Annotated in this window: 18 protein-coding genes; 2 read left to right on the forward strand and 16 right to left on the reverse strand. The window is 35.0% G+C overall.

Features of this window, described 5'->3' with window-relative positions; genetic code table 11:
- Position 1: 1 nt before the first annotated feature.
- The 3 genes from QQS35_RS04990 to QQS35_RS05000 all read right to left on the reverse strand — a co-directional run bounded on the left by QQS35_RS04990 (position 2) and on the right by QQS35_RS05000 (position 1,240).
- Positions 2-163: a hypothetical protein gene (locus QQS35_RS04990; RefSeq protein WP_285930770.1), complete on the reverse strand. Its 162-nt coding sequence runs from the start codon at positions 161-163 to the stop codon at positions 2-4.
- A gap of 131 nt (positions 164-294) precedes the next feature.
- Positions 295-753, reverse strand: coding sequence for a DUF523 domain-containing protein (locus QQS35_RS04995; RefSeq protein ID WP_285930771.1), 459 nt, complete (start codon positions 751-753; stop codon positions 295-297).
- Positions 754-802: 49 nt separating this feature from the next.
- Positions 803-1,240: a GNAT family N-acetyltransferase gene (locus tag QQS35_RS05000; RefSeq protein ID WP_285930772.1), complete on the reverse strand. Its 438-nt coding sequence runs from the start codon at positions 1,238-1,240 to the stop codon at positions 803-805.
- A gap of 236 nt (positions 1,241-1,476) precedes the next feature.
- On the opposite strand from QQS35_RS05000, the gene QQS35_RS05005 reads away from it, so the two are divergent.
- Positions 1,477-2,112: a pentapeptide repeat-containing protein gene (locus QQS35_RS05005; protein ID WP_285930773.1), complete on the forward strand. Its 636-nt coding sequence runs from the start codon at positions 1,477-1,479 to the stop codon at positions 2,110-2,112.
- A gap of 152 nt (positions 2,113-2,264) precedes the next feature.
- Here the strand turns inward: QQS35_RS05005 and QQS35_RS05010 are convergent, their stop codons facing one another.
- Positions 2,265-2,624 (reverse strand): hypothetical protein, encoded by a 360-nt coding sequence (locus QQS35_RS05010; protein WP_285930774.1) that lies wholly within the window; start codon positions 2,622-2,624, stop codon positions 2,265-2,267.
- Positions 2,625-2,893: 269 nt separating this feature from the next.
- A complete protein-coding gene (locus tag QQS35_RS05015; protein ID WP_285930775.1) occupies positions 2,894-5,239 on the reverse strand; it encodes a beta-glucosidase family protein in 2,346 nt (781 codons plus the stop codon).
- A 239-nt stretch (positions 5,240-5,478) separates the two neighbouring features.
- Between QQS35_RS05015 and QQS35_RS05020 the strand changes: the two genes are divergently transcribed.
- The gene (locus tag QQS35_RS05020; protein WP_285930776.1) at positions 5,479-6,117 is read left to right on the forward strand and encodes an O-methyltransferase; all 639 of its coding nucleotides are present in this window, start codon (positions 5,479-5,481) and stop codon (positions 6,115-6,117) included.
- A 376-nt stretch (positions 6,118-6,493) separates the two neighbouring features.
- Here the strand turns inward: QQS35_RS05020 and QQS35_RS05025 are convergent, their stop codons facing one another.
- The 11 genes from QQS35_RS05025 to QQS35_RS05075 form a co-directional block, all read right to left on the reverse strand.
- Positions 6,494-7,567 carry a hypothetical protein gene (locus tag QQS35_RS05025; protein WP_285930777.1) on the reverse strand — a complete coding sequence of 358 codons (1,074 nt, stop codon included), beginning with the start codon at positions 7,565-7,567 and terminating at the stop codon, positions 6,494-6,496.
- Positions 7,568-8,354: 787 nt separating this feature from the next.
- Complete coding sequence (locus tag QQS35_RS05030) at positions 8,355-8,945, reverse strand: DsbA family oxidoreductase (RefSeq protein WP_285930902.1); 591 nt, start codon at positions 8,943-8,945, stop codon at positions 8,355-8,357.
- 306 nt (positions 8,946-9,251) lie between these two features.
- The gene (locus QQS35_RS05035; protein WP_285930778.1) at positions 9,252-10,424 is read right to left on the reverse strand and encodes a sugar ABC transporter permease; all 1,173 of its coding nucleotides are present in this window, start codon (positions 10,422-10,424) and stop codon (positions 9,252-9,254) included.
- A 12-nt stretch (positions 10,425-10,436) separates the two neighbouring features.
- A complete protein-coding gene (locus QQS35_RS05040; protein WP_285930779.1) occupies positions 10,437-11,957 on the reverse strand; it encodes a sugar ABC transporter ATP-binding protein in 1,521 nt (506 codons plus the stop codon).
- 84 nt (positions 11,958-12,041) lie between these two features.
- Positions 12,042-13,109 (reverse strand): sugar ABC transporter substrate-binding protein, encoded by a 1,068-nt coding sequence (locus QQS35_RS05045; protein ID WP_285930903.1) that lies wholly within the window; start codon positions 13,107-13,109, stop codon positions 12,042-12,044.
- A gap of 214 nt (positions 13,110-13,323) precedes the next feature.
- A complete protein-coding gene (locus QQS35_RS05050; protein WP_285930780.1) occupies positions 13,324-13,824 on the reverse strand; it encodes a hypothetical protein in 501 nt (166 codons plus the stop codon).
- Between the two features lie 207 nt (positions 13,825-14,031).
- The gene (locus QQS35_RS05055) at positions 14,032-14,226 is read right to left on the reverse strand and encodes an ATP synthase subunit B family protein (protein WP_285930781.1); all 195 of its coding nucleotides are present in this window, start codon (positions 14,224-14,226) and stop codon (positions 14,032-14,034) included.
- Between the two features lie 167 nt (positions 14,227-14,393).
- Positions 14,394-15,473, reverse strand: a complete 1,080-nt coding sequence (locus QQS35_RS05060) for a sugar ABC transporter substrate-binding protein (RefSeq protein WP_285930782.1) — start codon at positions 15,471-15,473, stop codon at positions 14,394-14,396.
- Positions 15,474-15,702: 229 nt separating this feature from the next.
- Entirely contained in the window at positions 15,703-17,235 is a 1,533-nt protein-coding gene (locus QQS35_RS05065) for a response regulator (protein WP_285930783.1), read from the reverse strand.
- The gene (locus QQS35_RS05070) at positions 17,213-18,682 is read right to left on the reverse strand and encodes a sensor histidine kinase (protein ID WP_285930784.1); all 1,470 of its coding nucleotides are present in this window, start codon (positions 18,680-18,682) and stop codon (positions 17,213-17,215) included. Before QQS35_RS05070 ends, QQS35_RS05065 begins: the two co-directional genes overlap by 23 nt.
- Positions 18,679-19,656, reverse strand: a complete 978-nt coding sequence (locus tag QQS35_RS05075) for a sugar ABC transporter substrate-binding protein (RefSeq protein WP_285930785.1) — start codon at positions 19,654-19,656, stop codon at positions 18,679-18,681. The genes QQS35_RS05070 and QQS35_RS05075 overlap by 4 nt, the downstream gene beginning before the upstream one ends.
- Positions 19,657-20,007 lie beyond the last annotated feature (351 nt).

Raw genomic sequence — 20,007 nt, forward strand, 5'->3', positions numbered from 1 at the left:
ATTACGTTAGATCACCTTCGTCAGGATCTACACATATAAAAAATCCATTATCATTAAACACATCCATAGAATAATGAGAGGCCTCATTTGCAACAGTAGTTTTACTTCCTAGTACTAGACAAAAAGCAATGGCTATCATACTAAAAGATAGATATTTTTTCATATTTTACCTCCTGTTTTTTGGAACTTTTATAAACTTAAATAAATTTACCAACTCAAGCTTAGAAAATGTTTTCTCATTAGGTAAAAAGAGTTTAATTTTAATTTGCTTAGGATTTTTCTTTTTACCATGTTTTAATCCAATTGTTCGACATATTGAACTTCTGATATTACTTGCAAACCATTTCTCTTTAATAAGGCAGATGTAACTCCATTACCAGCAATTTTTGTTCCATTAAATTCACCATTGTATATGGTTGAACTGCCACAAGAAGGACTATCCTCTTTTAGAATAACTAATGTAACATGTAATTTTTTAGCTCTTTCCAATGTAGCATAGGCTCCTTTTATATAAAGTTCTGTTACATCTTTTCCTGACAACTCAACCACTTTAGCGTTTCCGTCAAGTACATCTTCCCCGTCTCCCCCTACTATTTCAGCAGGTTCCCTTGGAGTTGAAAAACCACCAAGTAATTCAGGACACATAGTTACAGCTTTATTATCTTCAACTAATTTGCGTATCGTGTTATCTAAACGATGCGTACCGTTATACCTTACTTTTAAACCAGCTAAACAAGAACTTACCAGTATCATAAACTTCACCTTCGATTTCTAAATGTATAAATACAAAAATGGGATCGACTTATAAAGATTGACTCATAGACACTGTTCTAATATGAAAGCCCATTCTTTCATAAAGTTTGATGACATGATTCCCTGCAAATGCACTCAGACGAACTTCCGAGAACCCATTCTGTTTAAGTTGATTCATAGCAGTTTGGACTAATTGTCTAGCTACTCCTTTTCCTCTAAAAGCTTCTCGAACAAATAATTCATAAATAAAACCATTCTGCTTGTCAGTCAATGAATCTCTATTTTCCCCTATAAAGATCCAGCCCATTAGTATGTCATTGTCGATTGCTATTAAATAATAACTTCCCTTTTCCGTTAAGTGTTCAATAAGTTGTTTGGTTTTTTCTTTTGTAGGATTTACTTCCCCCATTGTGCCATCAATTATAGCTTGTGGGGAAAGTTGAATAATCGTTTCAAGTTCAGAATCATTTGGTTTTCTAATATCCATTAAAATAGTCCCTTCTATTTTTTCATTCTTAGTCTTATATTAACATAATATTACAGTTATCTTTGGAATGATTTGTATAATTTTGCCAAGTTTTCTTACCTACTAAGAAAACTTCTGGGCATGTGAAATCCTCCTTGCACATAAATAGACACAAAAGAAAAGACTTTAATTCATATTTGTAATTCTATATTGTAATGATAGGGGATTTATTAAAATTAAGAGAATAGAGGTAGAATATGAAGATCGATTCACCAAAATTACCAATTGATTTACCTACAAGAATTTTTCGAGATATATTATATGAGGAAGAACTAGAGTTAGAATTGTGTGAAGTTAATGATTCTATTTTTGATAACGAAATATTAAGTAGAATTCGTTTATACAAGATGGTTTTAAAAAATTGCAAGTTTAACAACACTGATTTTTCAGGCATTGATATCACAGATGTTTATTTTGAGAACTGTGATTTCTCCAACGCTAAAATGAGTAAGTCTACCATACATAGAGCAACCTTTAAAAATTGCAAATTAATAGGTGTAGATTTTACAGAATCTAAATTTGGAAATGTTGAGTTTAATAACTCTCTATTAAATTTAGCCTCATTCGGGAATTCAAAACTGGAAAAGGTTATATTCCAAGATATATTATTAGAGAGTTCTGATTTTTACGATTGTAAATTTAAAAGAGTTGAATTTAATTCTTGCAACATTAATAGTGTCAATTTTGAAGAAACATCACTGAAAGGAATAGATATAAGCACCTCTACTTTTGAATCATTAACTTTATCTTTCTCTAATTTAAAAGGTTGTAAAGTTTCGACATACCAGGCAATTCAATTTGCTGCATTTCTGGGAATAGAAATTGTTGATTGATATTTAACGTAGGAAAGAGAAACTCCACATTAAACATGTGGAGTTTCTCTTTCACTGTATAAAAATCTATAAATATATTACACAAAAATCCATCTCTACACTTGTCCTATTTTAAAGAAGCTTAATATTCAAATTATTTCCGTAAACTCACACTATAATTGAAGAACGATGCAAAAAAACATTTCGAAAATTATAGCAGATACTATTATCCATATTATTTGAATACGCACAAATGAATTAACTACACCGCGAACTTTTATTTTGGCTACATTCTTAGCGACTTTAAAATTGATTGGCACAAAGTACATAGAAAACAATAATCCACCTGAAATAGAAATAGTAAAATGTATAATCACTAAATTAGTGGTTAAACCTGCTACTCCACTTCCAATTATAAAAAAAGGAAAACCAGCCCATATAAAAAAGGTGATAATTAATAAAATTAACGCCATAATAACTAGCATAAAGTTTCTTTTAAGAACATTTAAATAACTTTGGTAGTATAATTGCATCATTATCCCCTTCGTAACTTTTTGCTCAATAATTATAAATACTTTTATTTATGGTTGAGCAACTTATAAACCGAACTGATTTAATTAGGTCTGTTAAATAACCATTAGCCTTATTTTCTGAAAGATAGTTTATTACCTAATCAATCCATGACTAGAGCATATATTTCAGCAATCTTTAATGGAGTTCTATTTATGGTAATCCATTTTCTTTATTTCGTAATATTAAACTAATATGGTATAGCGAAAATTAATATAGAAAGAAATATAATCTACCAGAAATTGATCAGTTTCAATAACCTATTCATCATCTTATTACTGATTTTCCCTTGAGAAAAGCGGACTACTTGTCTAAAAGGCATATTCAATACAAACATTACATTATTGGCTTGTAGAGGTTTGCCTACTAACATAAGAATCTTTTTCGTCATTACAATACTAAGATATAGTAGTTTACCTGTGCCTTTCTTATATCTAGCTTGAGATATCGTATCATTATAGCCGAGCTTTTTCTTTCTATCCCATAAAGGATTTGGTGGTGTATATCCTAGTAGATGCGAAAACTCCTGATCCTCGATGTTGTGAACATCTGCATTATGATAGTGCTTTAATTGTTCTTTATCATACGGATGCTCTGCATCATCACCTTTTATATCTATGATTTCTGTAAGCCTTATATCATCAATGGAACTACCAATCTGGATTTCATACTTACCACTTTCCACTGCCCATTCATTAATAGATGTATTGTAGTAGGCAAAATCATGTTCTTCCAAATCAATCCTTATTTGTTTTGATTGATGTGGTTCTAAGAATACTTTAGTAAATCCTTTCAACTCCTTCTTCGGTCGGAAAACTGTAGAGGTAAGCGCCCTGATATAAATTTGAGCAATTTCTTCCCCAGCGACTTCTCCTACATTTTTAATCGTAAACGTCAGGTGTTTATCGTTTATATTTAGATTACTATAGGCAAACTGCGTATAGGATAATCCGTGACCAAACGGAAACAGTACTGGAACTTTTGCCGTGTCAAAGTAACGATAACCGATATAAATACTCTCTCTATGTTCAGAAGTAGCCTCTTTTCCTGGATAATAAGGTGCGGAAGAAACATCTTCATATTTCAGTGGATACGTCTCTGCTAGTTTTCCGCTTGGGTTATACTTACCGAGCAGAATATCGCATAAGGCAGACCCTCCACCTTGCCCGCCTAAGTAGCCATGAAGTATTGCCTTAACATCTTTTGCAAAAGGCATTTCTATACTTGAGCCTCCAGATAAAACAACGACAACATTTTGATGAACTTTTGTTAATGCAGCCGCCAACTCTAGTTGGTTTTCTCTTAGTCTCATATCTTCCCTGTCGAGGCCTTCTGCTTCACTACCTTCATCAAGACCAAGAAACAAAAGAACTATATCTGCACTCTCAGCAAGACTAATCGCGCTATTTTTTAGTGAAGCGCTTTTCCCGCCAAAACGTTTAAACCCTTGTTCATAACCAACGATATTTACATTAGATTCATTTAGTCGATCTAGCGCATTATCTACTATTGTTGGATTAATAAGCGAACTGCCAGCCCCCTGGTAGCGCGGTGTTTTTGCAAAGTCACCGATAATCGCTATACGTTTATCTGCTTGTAACGGAAGAATAGCCTGTTCATTTTTAAGTAATACCATTGATTTTCTAGCAGCATCAATAGCTTTTTCATGATGTTCTTTTATATCAATCTTTTCTGTGTGCTCTAATGATTTTTTCGTTTCAAAAATTAAAGAAAGTAGTTGATCTACACTTTTATCTAGGACGGCTTCACTAAGCTCGCCGGACTTAACTGCATCCACAATCTCTTTGTCTGTTATTCCGCCCGTTGAAGGCATTTCAAGTTGATTACCAGCCAAAAGACCTTTGACACGGTCATTATTTCCACCCCAATCGGTGACAACCACACCATCATAACCCCACTCTCCATACAATATACCTTGCATTAAGTGGGTATTTTCATTAGCATATTCACCATTCACCTTGTTATAGGATGTCATCAGCGTTTTTGGCTTGCCTTCTGCTACTGCATAACGAAAACCTTCCAGATAAAGTTCGCGTAAGGCACGCTCATCTACCACTTCATCAATCGTCATTCGCAGATGTTCCTGACTATTAACCGCAAAATGTTTAGGACATGCAGAAATACCATTGGATTGGATACCCTTAATCATAGTTGCAGCAAGCTTTCCACTTAAATAGGGATCCTCTGAAAAATACTCAAAGTTCCTTCCACAAAGTGGGTTTCTCTTAATATTTAGCCCTGGCCCAAGTAAAACACTTACTTGTTCACTAGCAGCCTCTTTTCCTATATAGCTCCCAACCTCCTGTAACAGTTCCAAATCCCAACTGTTAGCTAATGTTGCAGCAGGTGGAAAGCAAGTGGCTGGAATACTTTTATTCATTCCAATGTGGTCGGCTTTTCCTGCTTGTTTTCTGAGACCATGCGGGCCATCCGTCAACATCATCGATGGAATACCTAGCCTATCGATAGCGGTCGTATTCCAAAAATTACCCCCAGACATCATCGATGCTTTTTCCTCTAGTGTCATTTGACTAATTACATTTTTGTCTTTAATCATATCGGTCACCTAATTCTCTATAGTTTTCTATTAAATACGATAATAGAATCAAAGCAAGTCATATATAATCTACTCTCAATATATTATATCTGAATAATCACATAAAAAAAGTTTTACAGATAAAATATTCCTATGAATTGTATAGTTTTTAAAGGTATTACTAATGTATAATTAAAAATATATACGTTAAATTTTTCCATTAGAGAAAATTCAATGCGGACGACGAAAGGAGAATATTAATGAAAAAAATGAACCATTACATTGATTCCGTATTTAACAATCAAGATGAATTATTAGAGGAAGTTATTTCATCTATAAAACAAAACGGTATGCCTTCTATTTCCGTGTCTCGATCTTCCGGAAAACTACTTACCATGCTAGTTTCCATTTCGGGAGCTAAAAACGTTCTAGAAATAGGCGCACTTGGAGGCTTAAGTGGAATTTGTCTAGCAAGAGGATTTGGTAAAGATGGAACATTAACTTCCCTTGAATTAGAGGGAAAATACGCTGAGCTAGCACAAAGTAATCTATCGAAAGCTGGTTTTGGTAATCAAGTTTCCTATTTGACCGGTCCTGCTTTAAATAGTCTCGATAGATTAGTTGCAGAAAAAAAACAGTTTGATTTTTTCTTTATTGATGCAGACAAAGAAAACTATGAGAATTACTTGGAGTTTTGTATTAAATTAGCAGAACCAGGTGCTCTTATTATTGCTGATAACGTACTTGCAGGGGGGAGTGTTGTAGATCACGAAACTAAACCGAAACGCTATACTGAATTCATGAAACAATTCAATGAAACAGTGGCTAATCACCCACAATTAGAGTCACTCCTGATTCCTATTGGGGATGGAATGAACGTTTCAATTGTAACGAAATAGATAGCATGTGTCATTCATTTAGAAACTTCATATATTTAAGCAATCATTCTTTATGATTGCTTTTTCTTTTTAAGAATCCATAAATCACCTTCTTCATTAAATATTTCCTAATGAAAATACGTTGACAAAACGTTTACTATTAAATAAATGTATATTGTTATAAAAAGAAAATCCACTTCTATAAAATCTCATAGAGTAAATTTTATATTATACATCGGCTGATTTTTTAAACACTAAAAACTACCTCACAAGGAGTAAGTTGTTGTCCGTCAATTGAAGAGAATAGGTTCAAAAAGATATTGGTGCTTAAGTGAGAAACTCATGAACAAAAGACAGGAGTAATCTGTAACTATACCCCCGCCCTAAGCTATGTAAGTTAGTCCACTGTAATTTTTAAATGTTGTTCTATTGCTTTCTCCCCTTCGTCTTCTACTACATATTCACCTTGTAAGTTTTTACCCTTTTCACCATATACCTCAATCATGTATGTACTCATTTCATTTTGACTATTTGTTGGATCCATCATAATATTAATCTCATAATCAGTTAAATTCTTAATTCGATCATCTTTTTCAGGATCCGCTAAATATATGACCCCTGTACCGTCTGGATTTACTGTGGTTGATCCTTGAAAACCTGTCGTAATGTAGTTAGGAATTGATGCTTGAGCCTGCACAGTTGCTTCTTCAATAATGTTACTCTCAAATTTCACAACTAGAAAATCCTCAACCTTCTCGATTGTTGGCTCTAGCCTAACATTCGTTGACCCGATGTCTTCAGGAATATCCCATTCTGGTTTTGTGATTGAAAAGCTATGGTTACTTCCATCTATTATAACGGTTTTGTTAAAAGATGCTTTTTTAAGAATCTTTTCATCACTACCATCATAGTAAATCTCTGCAAAATCTCCTGTTAATCCGTCTGAATAATACTTCTTTACCTCTTCTGAAGACTGGGCCCCTACTCGGAATGAAAGTTCTAAGTGAAGGGCCCCTTCATAATCATCTGGAAAGCCACCTTCCAGTTCAAAAGACCCGGATTCTTCGACGATAGCTTGATCATCACCACCAATGATTGTTCCATTTACTGCATCTGTATATAGTTGAATGCGTGAATCTGGTAATAGATTTGTCGTACCTTTGACAATAATTTTATTACCTGTAATTTCAAAGTCTCCCTTAAACCATACATTCATATCTCCCTGATCATCTGGTCCATTGTTTATTTCAAAGGTTACTTCTTCCGTAGCTTCTTGATCCTCATTATCTGTTCCATCTTTTTTACCTGCACCTTCTGTCTTTACATTTTCAGATTCTATTTTTGCAATCGTTTTTTGATGCTCTTCTTCTGATACATCACTTGCTTTTTCCTCTGTATCATTACATGCTGTTAATATAGTTAAAAACAGCGCTAAAAATAGAATACTAAACTTTCTCCAACCTTTTTTCATTACAACAACCCCTATGTATATTAATATTAATATTAATATAATAGACTTAAATCCGAGCATCATTCAACAGGACTATATACTTATATTCCTTGAAATTCAAGATGTTCCAATATTTTCTTGTTTATGAAATCCTCTAGGTCTCCTCTTCCGTCATTAAAAAGCAAACTTTACTTTATAGTTACTTAATCCTTGTTTTACTTTTATAATTGACCTGTTTGATTTTTCGTACAAAAAGCCTTAGCTTTACTTGCTTTTAAAAGCTATATTAGGATATAAGCTGCACCCTGCTACATCCAGTTGCTACCAAGCACTTACTCTTTTAAAATATTTTTTCAGAAGTTTAGTTAGATAATGTTGCAGCAACAAATTGAATTGAAAAGTCATTTAAGAAGATTAGATTCAAAAGAAAAATAGGTGGAGGTTGTTAATCATAAACTCCAAGTACTCTAAATTTAGTTGATATTGATAAACTAATCCACCCATAGACTTTATTCCACAACACAATAAAGTGCTAAGACTTTATCCGTAAAGATGACTTAGTTCATGTTTCACAACAATTTTTACCGCATTTCTGTTATATGTATATATTTCAATTTCCCTAAAATTAATATTTAATTATAATGACAATTAATGATGTTGTTAGTCCTTCTGTGGGAGAAAATTAACTATATTATTACGGTTAAACTTTTTAACCGGGACATGTCTTGCTGTACAAAAATAAACGACCTCAGCTAAGTACTGAGATCATTTATTAGCAACTTAGTGTCACTCTGTTCTTTGCCTCTTTTTAAGATTCATTTTCTGCGATTATTTTTTCCAATGCTTGTACAAAAACCTCTGTAGGCTGTGCCCCATTGAGGGAGTACTTTTTATCAATGAGAAAGAATGGTACGCCAGTAATGCGATAGTCAGTTGCTAGTTGTTCATCTGCACGAACTTCTTCCGTCATCTCGTCAGTAGCTAGCATATTCGCTACTGCATCTCGATCCAAGCCAACTTCAACAGCTAATTTTGTTAATGTTTTGTGGTCTCCAATGTGCTTCGACTCTGTAAAATAAGCATGTAAAATTCTTTCCGTCATTTCTTTCATGAGGCCATGCTTTTTAGCAAAAACGACCAAACGATGAGCATCAAATGTATTGGTTAAAATGAGTGTATCTAAATGATAGTCTAACCCTGCCTCTTTGGCCATTTGGACCATGTTTTGCGTATTTGCTTTCGCTTGCTCGATGCTCATTCCATATTTCTTAGCTAACATCTCGTACATGTTTCCTTTTATATCACGTTCCGCTGTTGGATCTAACTCGAAACATCTATAGGTAACTTCAATTGGATGGTTAATTTTTTCAATAGCATCTTCCAGATGCTTTTTGCCAATATAGCAAAACGGTCAAGCAAAGTCTGTCCACATTTCAATATGCATAGTAATCCCTCCATTTACAATCTAATGACTATTGTACCAAAAATATTAAACTTTTAGTCAAAAGATGCTTGTAATGGCCTAGTTGTGCATAAAAACGGAGGACAGTCACTTCCGTATGGTTAAAGTATCGAAAGTCCATTTCAATTCCAGAATTTAAAAAAGTGTCAAGCACCAAAATGAACATTTGTCCACTGTAGTGTTTGACACTTTAACCAATTTCTTTAACATCTATAAAAGAAAGCATGAGAGCTTTCCATTAGATTATGCTTTTTGTCGACGGGTCATTACGTCAAATATAACTGCCAAGGCTAGTACGCCACCGCGAATCATATATTGTGGGGCGATTCCTACTCCCATCAAATTCATTCCGTTTGTTAAAGTAGCCATTACCACCGCACCAATAACAGCTCCTGTTACTTTACCAACTCCACCTGCAGCGGACACACCGCCTACAAACGCTGCTGCTATCGCATCCAGCTCAAATAATGTTCCAGCAGTTGTGGTAGCGGATTGTAACCGTGCTGTAAACAAAATCCCAGATAGCGCTGATAGCATCCCCATCGAACCGAATACTAGGAATGTTATTTTACTAACGTTTATACCACTAAGATGCGCAGCTTCTGGGTTACTACCTACAGCATAAATATGTCTTCCTATTACTGTTTTTGTTGTAACGAAATGGTAAACAATGACAACTAATAGGATAATCACAACTGTCCAAGAGATTCCGTTATAACCAGCTAATAACCACGTAAAATACGCGATAATTGTTGAGACAAAAATTAACTGTATAATGAACATTGGTTTTGAAACCACATCGAAATTATACTTTATTTTATTTTTACGACTATTTATAGAACTGAAAATATAAAGTAAGATACCGACCGCACCTAGAAGTAAAGAAAGTAAATGTAGTCCACCTACTTGTGCAATGGAAGGAATATAACCATTCCCGATCGCATTAAAAGCTTCATTGTCTACATTGATGGTTCCGGATCTTTCTGTTACTAGTAAGATTGCTCCACGGTAGATCAACCATCCTGCTAACGTCGCAACAAAGGCAGGGATTCCAACTTTTGCTACTAAAAAGCCTGTTACGGAACCGGCAAGAATACCTAGTACAAGAACAATTGGGATAACGATAAATACTGGCACACCGTTTAATAGTAAGATTGCGGCTATTGCACCAAGGAAACCAGCTAAGAAACCAATGGACAAGTCTATATGGCGTATAACAATGACAAGCATGACACCGACAGCTAATACCGCAATATACCCTGATGCATCTAGTAGATTACTAATATTTCGAGAAGACATAAATAATCCATCTGTCAGAATCGTAAATGTAACCATAATGATAAATAAAGCAATGTACATTCCATAATCACGAATATTATGTTTAACGACTTGCTTTGCTTCTTTTAACAAATTCATACAAACTACCTCCTATTGCGTCGCAAGCTGCATTATCTTTTCTTGACTTGCTTCCTCTGATGACAATACACCTTTTATTTCACCATCCGCCATGATGTAAACACGATTACTCATTCCCAGGATTTCCCCAAGCTCAGAAGAAATCATAATAATGCTCATTCCTTTTTCGATCAGTTCATTCATAACAGTATAAATTTCAAATTTAGCCCCAACATCAATACCTCGAGTTGGTTCATCCAGAATCAATAGTTTTGGACTTACAAAAAGCCACTTTCCTAAAGAAACCTTTTGTTGATTACCACCACTCAGATTACCAACCAGTTGTTGAATCGATGGTGTTTTAATACCTAATGATGCTCTATATTCTTCCGCGACTTTAATTTCTTCGTTTTCATTCACGAATCCATTAGCGGAGATTCCTTTTAAATTACCAGCAGAGATATTACTTTTAATATCCTGCAACAAAAATAATCCATTGCCCTTTCTGTCTTCGGTCACATAAGCAATACCCGCTTTAATGGCATCGCTTGTATGTTTATAGTTGGCTAGCATTCCATCCACAAACAAATCACCTTGTAACTTATAATTCTTTGCATTTCCAAAAATACTTTGTGCAAGCTCCGTTCTCCCTGCCCCCATTAATCCAGCAATCCCGATTATTTCACCTTGTTTAACGTGAATATTGACATCTTTTGCTACATGGCGCCCTATCTTAGGGTCGTACGCTGACCAATTGACTAATTCTAAGATTTTCTTCCCGATTTCTTTCTTCGCTCTTTTTGGATAAATTTTACCAATGTCTCGACCAACCATATTTTTTATAATTGCTGCTTCCGTAACCTCACCTTTAGAAGCATCCAATGTACACATTGTTTCCCCATCTCGGAGTATTGTTGCTTTATCTGCAATGGCAATGACTTCTTTTAGCTTGTGAGAAATCATGATGCTCGTGATCCCTTGCTCTTTTAAAAGTCTTAGCAAATCCAATAGATTCTCACTATCATCTTCGTTAAGTGCAGCAGTTGGCTCATCCAGAATGAGTAGTTTTACTTCCTTACTCAAGGCTTTAGCAATTTCAACTAATTGCTGTTTACCTACGCCAAGTTCCTTTATTAGTATTTCTGGATTTACTTTTAGTTTCACTTTTTCAAGTAATTGCTTTGATTGAACAATTGCTTCATTCCAGTCTAAAATGCCGCCATTCTGTATTTCGTTATTAATAAAGATATTTTCATAAACGGCGAGATCAGGAAATAGTGCAAGCTCTTGATAGATAATCGCAATACCAACATCAACGCTATCACTTATTCTATTGAACTTCTGTACATTACCATTAAACACGATATCTCCTTCATACGTTCCATAAGGATAAACACCGCTAAGCACCTTCATCAATGTAGATTTTCCAGCTCCATTTTCACCTACAAGACAGTGAATTTCTCCTCTTTTCACTTTAAAATTCACATTAGATAACGCCTTTACACCAGGAAATTCTTTCGATATCTGGTTCATCTCTAAAATATAATCGCTCATGTTATGCCTCCTTAACCAGACCACTTAACACTTACTTACGGAATAGTGATAGATTTCTATCACTATTCCGCTTGGAACATTCTTTTATTCTAAACCAGTGAATTCACTTGCTTCATAGTATCCTGAGTCAACGATTTCTGCTTTCACGTTGTCTTTATCTACACTAATAACATCTGATTGTTTTGCAGGAACTTCAATTGATCCATTATCATAAGTACCTGTTGTTTCTGGTGTATCACCGTCTAGGATTGTTAATGCCATATCCATCGCATCTTTAACTAGCGTACGAACATCTTTAAACACCGTCATAGACTGTTTGCCGTCGATAATGTATTGGATCGAAGCTTTTGTAGCATCTTGACCAGAAATTACATAGCTTGTAATTGCACTGTCCCCAGAGAATACGTCAGCAATTGCACGAGCTGTATCATCATTTGGTCCAAGGATCGCGATATCGCCTTTCATGTCATCCCCAGCTGCAGTTAAGTGTGTTTCTGCTTTATTTTTCGCTTCTGCTGGATCCCAACCAGTTGTAAGCTGACTTACGATTTTACTCATTTCCTCACGCGTTAACTCTGCTTTATCCTGTAAAGTTTCTGCTTCGCTTGAGTTTGCAATTACAAATGTTCCATCTGCAATCTTTGGTTGAAGAACATTCCATGCCCCTTCGAAGAACAAGAATGCGTTATTGTCTGTTGCTGCACCAGCATATAGGTACAATGGAATTCCAGATCCTTCTGAATGATCAACTAAATATTGAGCTTGTGCTGCACCTACCGCTACACTGTCGAATGTTACATAGTAATCAACTGCGTCTGTATTTGTAATTAGTCGGTCGTAAGAAATAACTGTAATATCTTCGTCTTTTGCAGCTTCAACTGCACCACCAGCTGAATCACCATCAACAGGTGTAATGATTAATACATCAATACCTTTACTGATCAATGTGTTAACGTTTTCTTTTTCCTTAGCAGAAGAACCTTGACTAAATAAAATTTCAGCTGAGTAATCAGATTCACCGATCGCCTCTTTAAATCTCTCTTCATCTTGGACCCATCTTTGTTCATCTTTTGTTGGTAATACAATCCCTACGCTAAGATCACCACTTCCCCCAGTACTACTACTACAACCTGCAACAATCAGGACAAACATAATGGCAACTAATAAAACAGGAATAAACTTTTTCAACTTTTTAACCCCTCTCAAAGCCTTTTGTATTTACTTACAAGCCTAATATATCATCCCTCATAATTAGCGAAAACGCTTACTTATAGTAAAAAATTATTATTCGTCTGTACTTTTTTAACATTGAAAATTCTATCCACAACAGAAATTGCATTAGAAAAGGCTTAGAGAAATTTCTTCTCTAAGCCTTGAGTTTTACTTGTTTGTTCCTATTAGCTAAACTGCTTGATTTTCCCTTCACCTCTTCTAAAGATGCTGCATAGTTGAGCGTATCAATCAAAATTATTGACGTAAATACTAATAGCATAAAATACGAAAATAATTTGACTTCGATAAATATTAGCCCTACTAGTAATAGTTGGAAAAACCCCAAAAAGATTTTTAAAAACATAAGTGGCTTGGTACCCATTTCATTATAGGTAACTAAATTGGTAATCCCCATCCAAAGTAAGAATGAACAGCCAACGACATACATGATGAAAGATAATAGAACATTACCTAGATTACTAAATTGTTCAGTATTAGAATTTAACCCATAACCATCTTTTATAAAATTTAAAAAAGACATATTTACTATATCTCCAGATAGTTTTTGTGCAACAATCGCTAACGCTAAGCTAACAATAATCGTTACGAGTTGATTGACGTTATCAGAAAACAATTCTTTACCATACTTCACCATTAACGGCACCTCCTACTTTTACTCTATGAAGAAAAGTAGAAAGATACGACAACTCTATCAAAATTTATGATAGATTTTATCAGCACTCTTTTGCATGAATTTTAAAAGGGAAAATAACTTTGCATTAAATATAGATTCGTAGCAATAAGTTTCCAACTATAAAATCATCTACATAAAAAAAACAAACCACAACAAGAGGAAGACTCCTTATCCTTGATTCTTTTTAGTCTTATTCATTCTATCTAATTTCTCTTCAATTCTATTTAATTGCTTATTTTTTCTACTTAACATTACAAACAATGAAATAATCCCTACAACTATAAATATTAAAAACAAAAAAGAAACCAATGTAAATATAATATCTCCTAAATTCACGCCACCAACTGATGTTGCTACAATCATAATATTCCTCCATTCTTCTATTTCCTTAAATAGTATAGTTCACAACATATTCTAAATACTCTAGCACAAAATTGAATTACTGATTTAAACACCAAAATAATACTAACTCTACAACAAGAACTCTATGATTTTCAATGTAAAATTCCAATGTAATCCTAAAGCATTTTTTATTGATAGACATCCTCTTTAGTATGGAAACCGTCTGCGATAATAGTCTCTTCCATATTTGTTTTATCAACGGCAATTGGCGAAAGAAGAACAGATGGTACTTTAACCTCACCATTACTTACTTTCCGGTTATTACTAACATCTTCCCCTTTGGCAAGTTTAACGGCAATTTCTGCTGCAGTATCTGTCAACTCATTGATAGGCTTATAAACCGTCATCGTCTGCACTCCTGCTATAATCCGTCGCGCCGCTGCAAGATCTGCGTCTTGACCCGTGACTGCAATTTTTCCTGCAAGACCCCGTTCCTCAAGAACCTCAATAACAGCACCAGCTGTTGCATCGTTCGCAGCAATAACCGCATCAATTTGATTATTATTTGCGTCTAGCGCCATTTCCATGTTTGCTTTGGCATTCGACGGTAACCAGTCCTTTGTCCATTGATCAAATACAACTGTAATATCGTTTTTATTAATCAGTGGTTGCAGTATATTAAACACGCCTTTTTTTAACAAGTGGGCATTATTATCGGTTTCTGCACCTCCAATATATACATACTTACCTTTAGGAACTAGGCTTGTAATCGCATTGGCTTGTAATTCTCCGACCTTTTCATTGTCATAAGAAACGTACATGTCCACTTCCGCATTTTTAATTAAGCGGTCATAAGATAATACCTTGATTCCTTCTGAGTGGGCTTTTTCCACGATTGCTGCCGTCGACTCCGCATTATGTGGCGTAATGACAAGTAAGTCAATACCCTGGCTAATTAACATTTCTGCTTGCCAAATTTGCAAAGCATCATCCCCGTCAGCCGACATTATTTCCACCTCTGCACCAAGTTTTTCCACTGCATCTTTAAAAAGATCCCTGTCCTTTAGCCAACGTTCCTCGAGTAACGTCCCCATTGCGAAGCCGATTTTAACTGCGTCCTCATTATTCACATTTTCCGAAGGCGTAAAGTTGGCATTCTCTGAAAGACTCTTTATGCTAGAACTATCACGTTTTTCACAGGCAGAGATAAAAGGTAATAACATAAGCATAAGTAGCACAAAGCTTGCATGAAAAAAACACCGTTTCATTTTCTCGCATCCTTCCTATTAAAAAACACAGGGCTTCAAACAAATAATCACTTTTTTAAAAGGCGATCGTTCTAAACAATTTCTCTTAATGACAGCCGCGATAATCTTAATTGAAAGATGCTAGTAGCCTCTTTCATCACAAAAAGGTAGTCTGTAAGCTGTGACACTGAACAATAAATGTTCTGGAGATAAACAACCTAAGGGCCTCATTAATAAATAGGCTTATTACTCATGCATGTATATTCTTTCGGTATTCTGTTGGAGAAACCTGGCACATTTTTTTAAACACCTTACTGAAATAATTTGGATCGTGATAACCAACCTCGAAAGTAATTTCTTTTAAACTTTTTTCCGGATCACGCATCAGTTTCTTTGCTTTTTCAATTCGACATTCTGTTAAAAAGTTGATGTAATTAACACCAAGCTGTTCTTTAAAGATTTTACTAATGTAAATAGGACTTAAACCTACTACTCTACCAATTGCATCAAGTGAGATATCCTGATGGGCGTGTTCAATGATATGCTGTTTGATTTGTTCGATTGTGTCTGCTTCTAACCTTGCATGTCGCTCTTCATACGACTGTTTTAACTTTTCTAACAAGTGACTTGTTTCCGCCCTTAGCTGTCTATAATCAGTAGACTGAAAGGGATAAATTGGTGATTCTAATTCTGCTCCCATTTCATTAAGTAGTTGAGAGACAAGCCAAAACAGCTCCATCAAATGTTGCTGCGTATGCAGTAAATTGGTTCCTTCCTGCTCAGAACGATTAATCAAGCTAGTAACGGTTGTACTAATTTCTTCCCAATTGCCACTTCGTATTTCTTCAAAAAACTGTTGTTCATATTGCTTCGATGTTTGCTCATCGAAACCCGAAACAAGTGTTGGTAAATCGTTATAAAAACGGTATTTGACGCGTATTGTTGAATCTCGAGTTGCTAATAACGATTCTTGATAAGATTGCCGTATTTGATCTAATGAACTACAAACATTGCCAATCCCAATAAACCATTCGGCATCACCATCCAAATTCACTAGTTTCAATAACTCTCTCGCTAAAAAGGTTGCTTGTGAACGGTATGATTGATCTTGCTTTCTAAAAACTATAATTGGTAGTTGGCGACCATAAAACGCACCAATCCAACCGCTTCCTGCTTCCCTAACCTTTTCTCTGATGGCAGAATAGTAAACTTCAGAACCTAATGGAAGCAAAAGACTCATCACGAATTTTTCTTTCGTTATCTTCATATCCAACATTTCGACCAATTCGTTTAAATGCACTTCATGGACATGATCAAATAACAGCTGCGTAACAACATCCGTTTCAAATACAGACATCGCTTTTTGCAATGTATCCTGTTGATACTTATCCCTTTCTAATAATTTTTGTTCTGTTCCAATTCTATTTAATGCTCTACTAATTATTTCCACGATTTCAGTTACTTTACTCGGTTTTACCATATAATCGATTACGCCTAATTTTAATGCAAAACGTGCATAATCAAACGTCGCATAAGCGGTAACCATTATAAATTTAATATGAGGGTAGTTGACACTGATTTTTTCAACTGCTTCAAAACCACCAATGCCTGGCATTTTGATATCCATTAACACTAAATCAGGTTGGAACTCAGCTGCAACTTCGATGGCAACTCTACCATTCTTTGCTTGCTTGATTACGAGATTAGAGAAGTTTTTTTCCAAAATTACTTGCAGGGCATCTCGTTCTATTTGCTCATCATCAACGAGTAATACCTTTATCATCTTGATCATCCCCCCTCTTCTTTAAAATATGTATGCTCACTTTTGTTCCATTACCAATCTTAGCTTCAATCTTAATCACATTTTCACAACCATAAAAAAGCCTTAGACGCTTGACTACATTACTTAACCCAATTCCTGATGCATGCCCTACCATTGTGTCATGTTCTTGTTCTTCATCTATGATTTGTTGAATTTTATCTTCTGCCATTCCAGGACCATCATCTTCTACTTCAACAATGACCCGGTCTCCTTCATCTTTAACACGAAACGAGATAACACCACCTTCTTCGTTTGGTTCTACTGCATATATCATGGCATTTTCTACTATTGGTTGTAGGGTTAGGCCAGGTATTTCAATGTGGAGGCAACCTTCATCAATTTCTGTATGAAAGGTTAACCGATCTGTAAATCTGGCTTTTTGAATATTAATGTACTGTTGTAACACGTTCACTTCATGATAAAGTGTCATCGTCTTGTCCAAATGCTTTAAATTATATCGTAATAGGCCTGCTACACTGACTAGTAAATCGCTTGTTTCTTCAGATCCTTCCAGATATGCCTTTTTCGATACCGTATTAAGTGTATTAAACAAAAAATGCGGATTGATCTGACTTTGCAAACTACGGAGCTGACTTTCTTTTAAAAGAAGCTTACTCTGTTGTAATTCGTTTTCAAGCTGTGCTTTCTTTTGAATTTCTAAAATCAAATTATTAATATTATTTCTCATATGTTCAAACATTTTTGCCAGAAATGCGATTTCGTCTTTGGAATCAACCGCAATTTTTAGATCAAACCGCCCCTTTGATAGTTCGCTTGCTGCTTGTGTCAGTTGTTCAACTGGTTTTGTAATTCTTAAGGAGAACCAATACGTATAAAGTAATAGCAAAAATGTGATTAACAACAGCATCCAAATCCCGAGCTGGTTCAATTCTTCCGATTGGTTGATAATCGCGCGGTAAAAGCGATCATACGTCTTTAGTTCGGTATCAATTATAGTAAGTGTCATTTCAGAAATATAATTAGAAATGAACGTTGCTTCATTTAGTGCTTCCATTGCACTCTCTGTTCCGTCTTCTGAATGAAACACAAGAGAACGATCCGTTGTTTCTATAAGACTATCAATTAAGTTAATGTAGCTTGTTAGAGCTAACTCATTCTCCGCATTTTTAAAATTAGCAACCTCGTCTTTCATTTTTTGAATTTGATTTTTACTACGGTCAATGGAATCTAAATTTTCGGCAATGGGGGTAAGTAGGTAATTGTTTAATGCTGTTACCATCTCTTGGCTCGTACGTGTTAATTCGTTCATGACTAAGTAGCGTTCGAGAATGTTATTGTATTGATTTTGCATTTTTTGATTATAAAAGGTCAATGACATCCAGATTGATGCCATAATTACTAATACAACTACCGCAAGCAACCATATTTTCTTTTGTATGTTGTTCATTGTATATCCAACGCCTTTACCATCCGGATATCAGTAAGATACCCATCCAAATATAATGGAACAGTATCATTGTTCAACCACTCCATCATTAGCATTACGCTTCGTTCACCCATCCTATGTGGGGATTGTTCAATCATTCCATCAAGCTTGCCTTGTTTTAAGAGAGAAAGTGATGCACGGTTGTCGTCAAACGAATAAATATAATAAGGACCTATTTTCGAACGTCTCTCTATCTCTTCGATAATATCTTCAGTGAAATTTGAATTTACGGCGATAAAAGCATCGACGTTTGGATGTCGATTCAATATGTCCTTTGTTAGTGCTATTCCTTGCTCTCTAGTATTTTCTGTTGTCGTTTCTATCAACTCAATCTTTGGAAATTTCTTTAGATATTCTTGAATACCCTTTAGTCGTTGTTCTTGATAAAATTCTTTTCTGCTATCCAACATAAGGATGACTTCACCTTGTGTACCCATATCATCTATAAGTTGAGTAGCGATTAATTCTCCAGCTAAATGTTGGTTAGAACCAACATAGGTTTTACGAAGACTTTCGGACGACGGTACATCATGTGCAACTGTTATAATAGGAATCCCATACGAAGCTGCTTTCACTTTCGTTAATTCTTTGAACTCATCTGTATCCAACCCTTGCACAATAATACCGCCCATTTTTGAATAGATAGCAAGTTCAATTTGCTTTAAAAAATTTTCCTGGTTGTTCCCATAACTTCCCCATACTTCAAGTGTTGCCCCTTCTTTTTCTGCTTGTTTCTTCGCCCCGGCACTAACTTTGTCCCAAAAAGGGGTGTCCAATTCTTGAGTAATTAACACCAGACGATTATTAAGCGATTCTTGATCTGTTTCATTTGGTAATTGCCAATTAGCACGGTACACATCAACTACCGATTCAAATGTAAAATAAAATAGAATAACAGAAATGATAGCGGTTACAAAATAGGTGAACTTTCTCATTGCCTGGTGCTCCTTTTCCTACTAGAGTATGAAGCATAGGGACAGTTCAAATACTTCATTTCATGCACAATGAACTAAAATCGAATAGCTATGGGAGCGCTTTTTGCTATTCACAGAAAATATTAAGTTTAAAATCCACCTCCATCAATAATACTAAGACCGATTCCTTTAGCACATATTATACATCATATCAAATTTTTGACCTAAATTAATGTTAATAAAAGTATTTCTTTATAACTAATCAATTTCATAATACCAATTTTGTCGTCACCTTCAACAGTATATAGTTGGGTAAAACCATTCCCATACTATATATTGTCGTAGATGACTGAATAAGGTAATTATGAAATT

Source organism: Aquibacillus rhizosphaerae, assembly GCF_030282825.1.
GTDB classification, from domain to species: domain Bacteria; phylum Bacillota; class Bacilli; order Bacillales; family Amphibacillaceae; genus Aquibacillus_C; species Aquibacillus_C rhizosphaerae.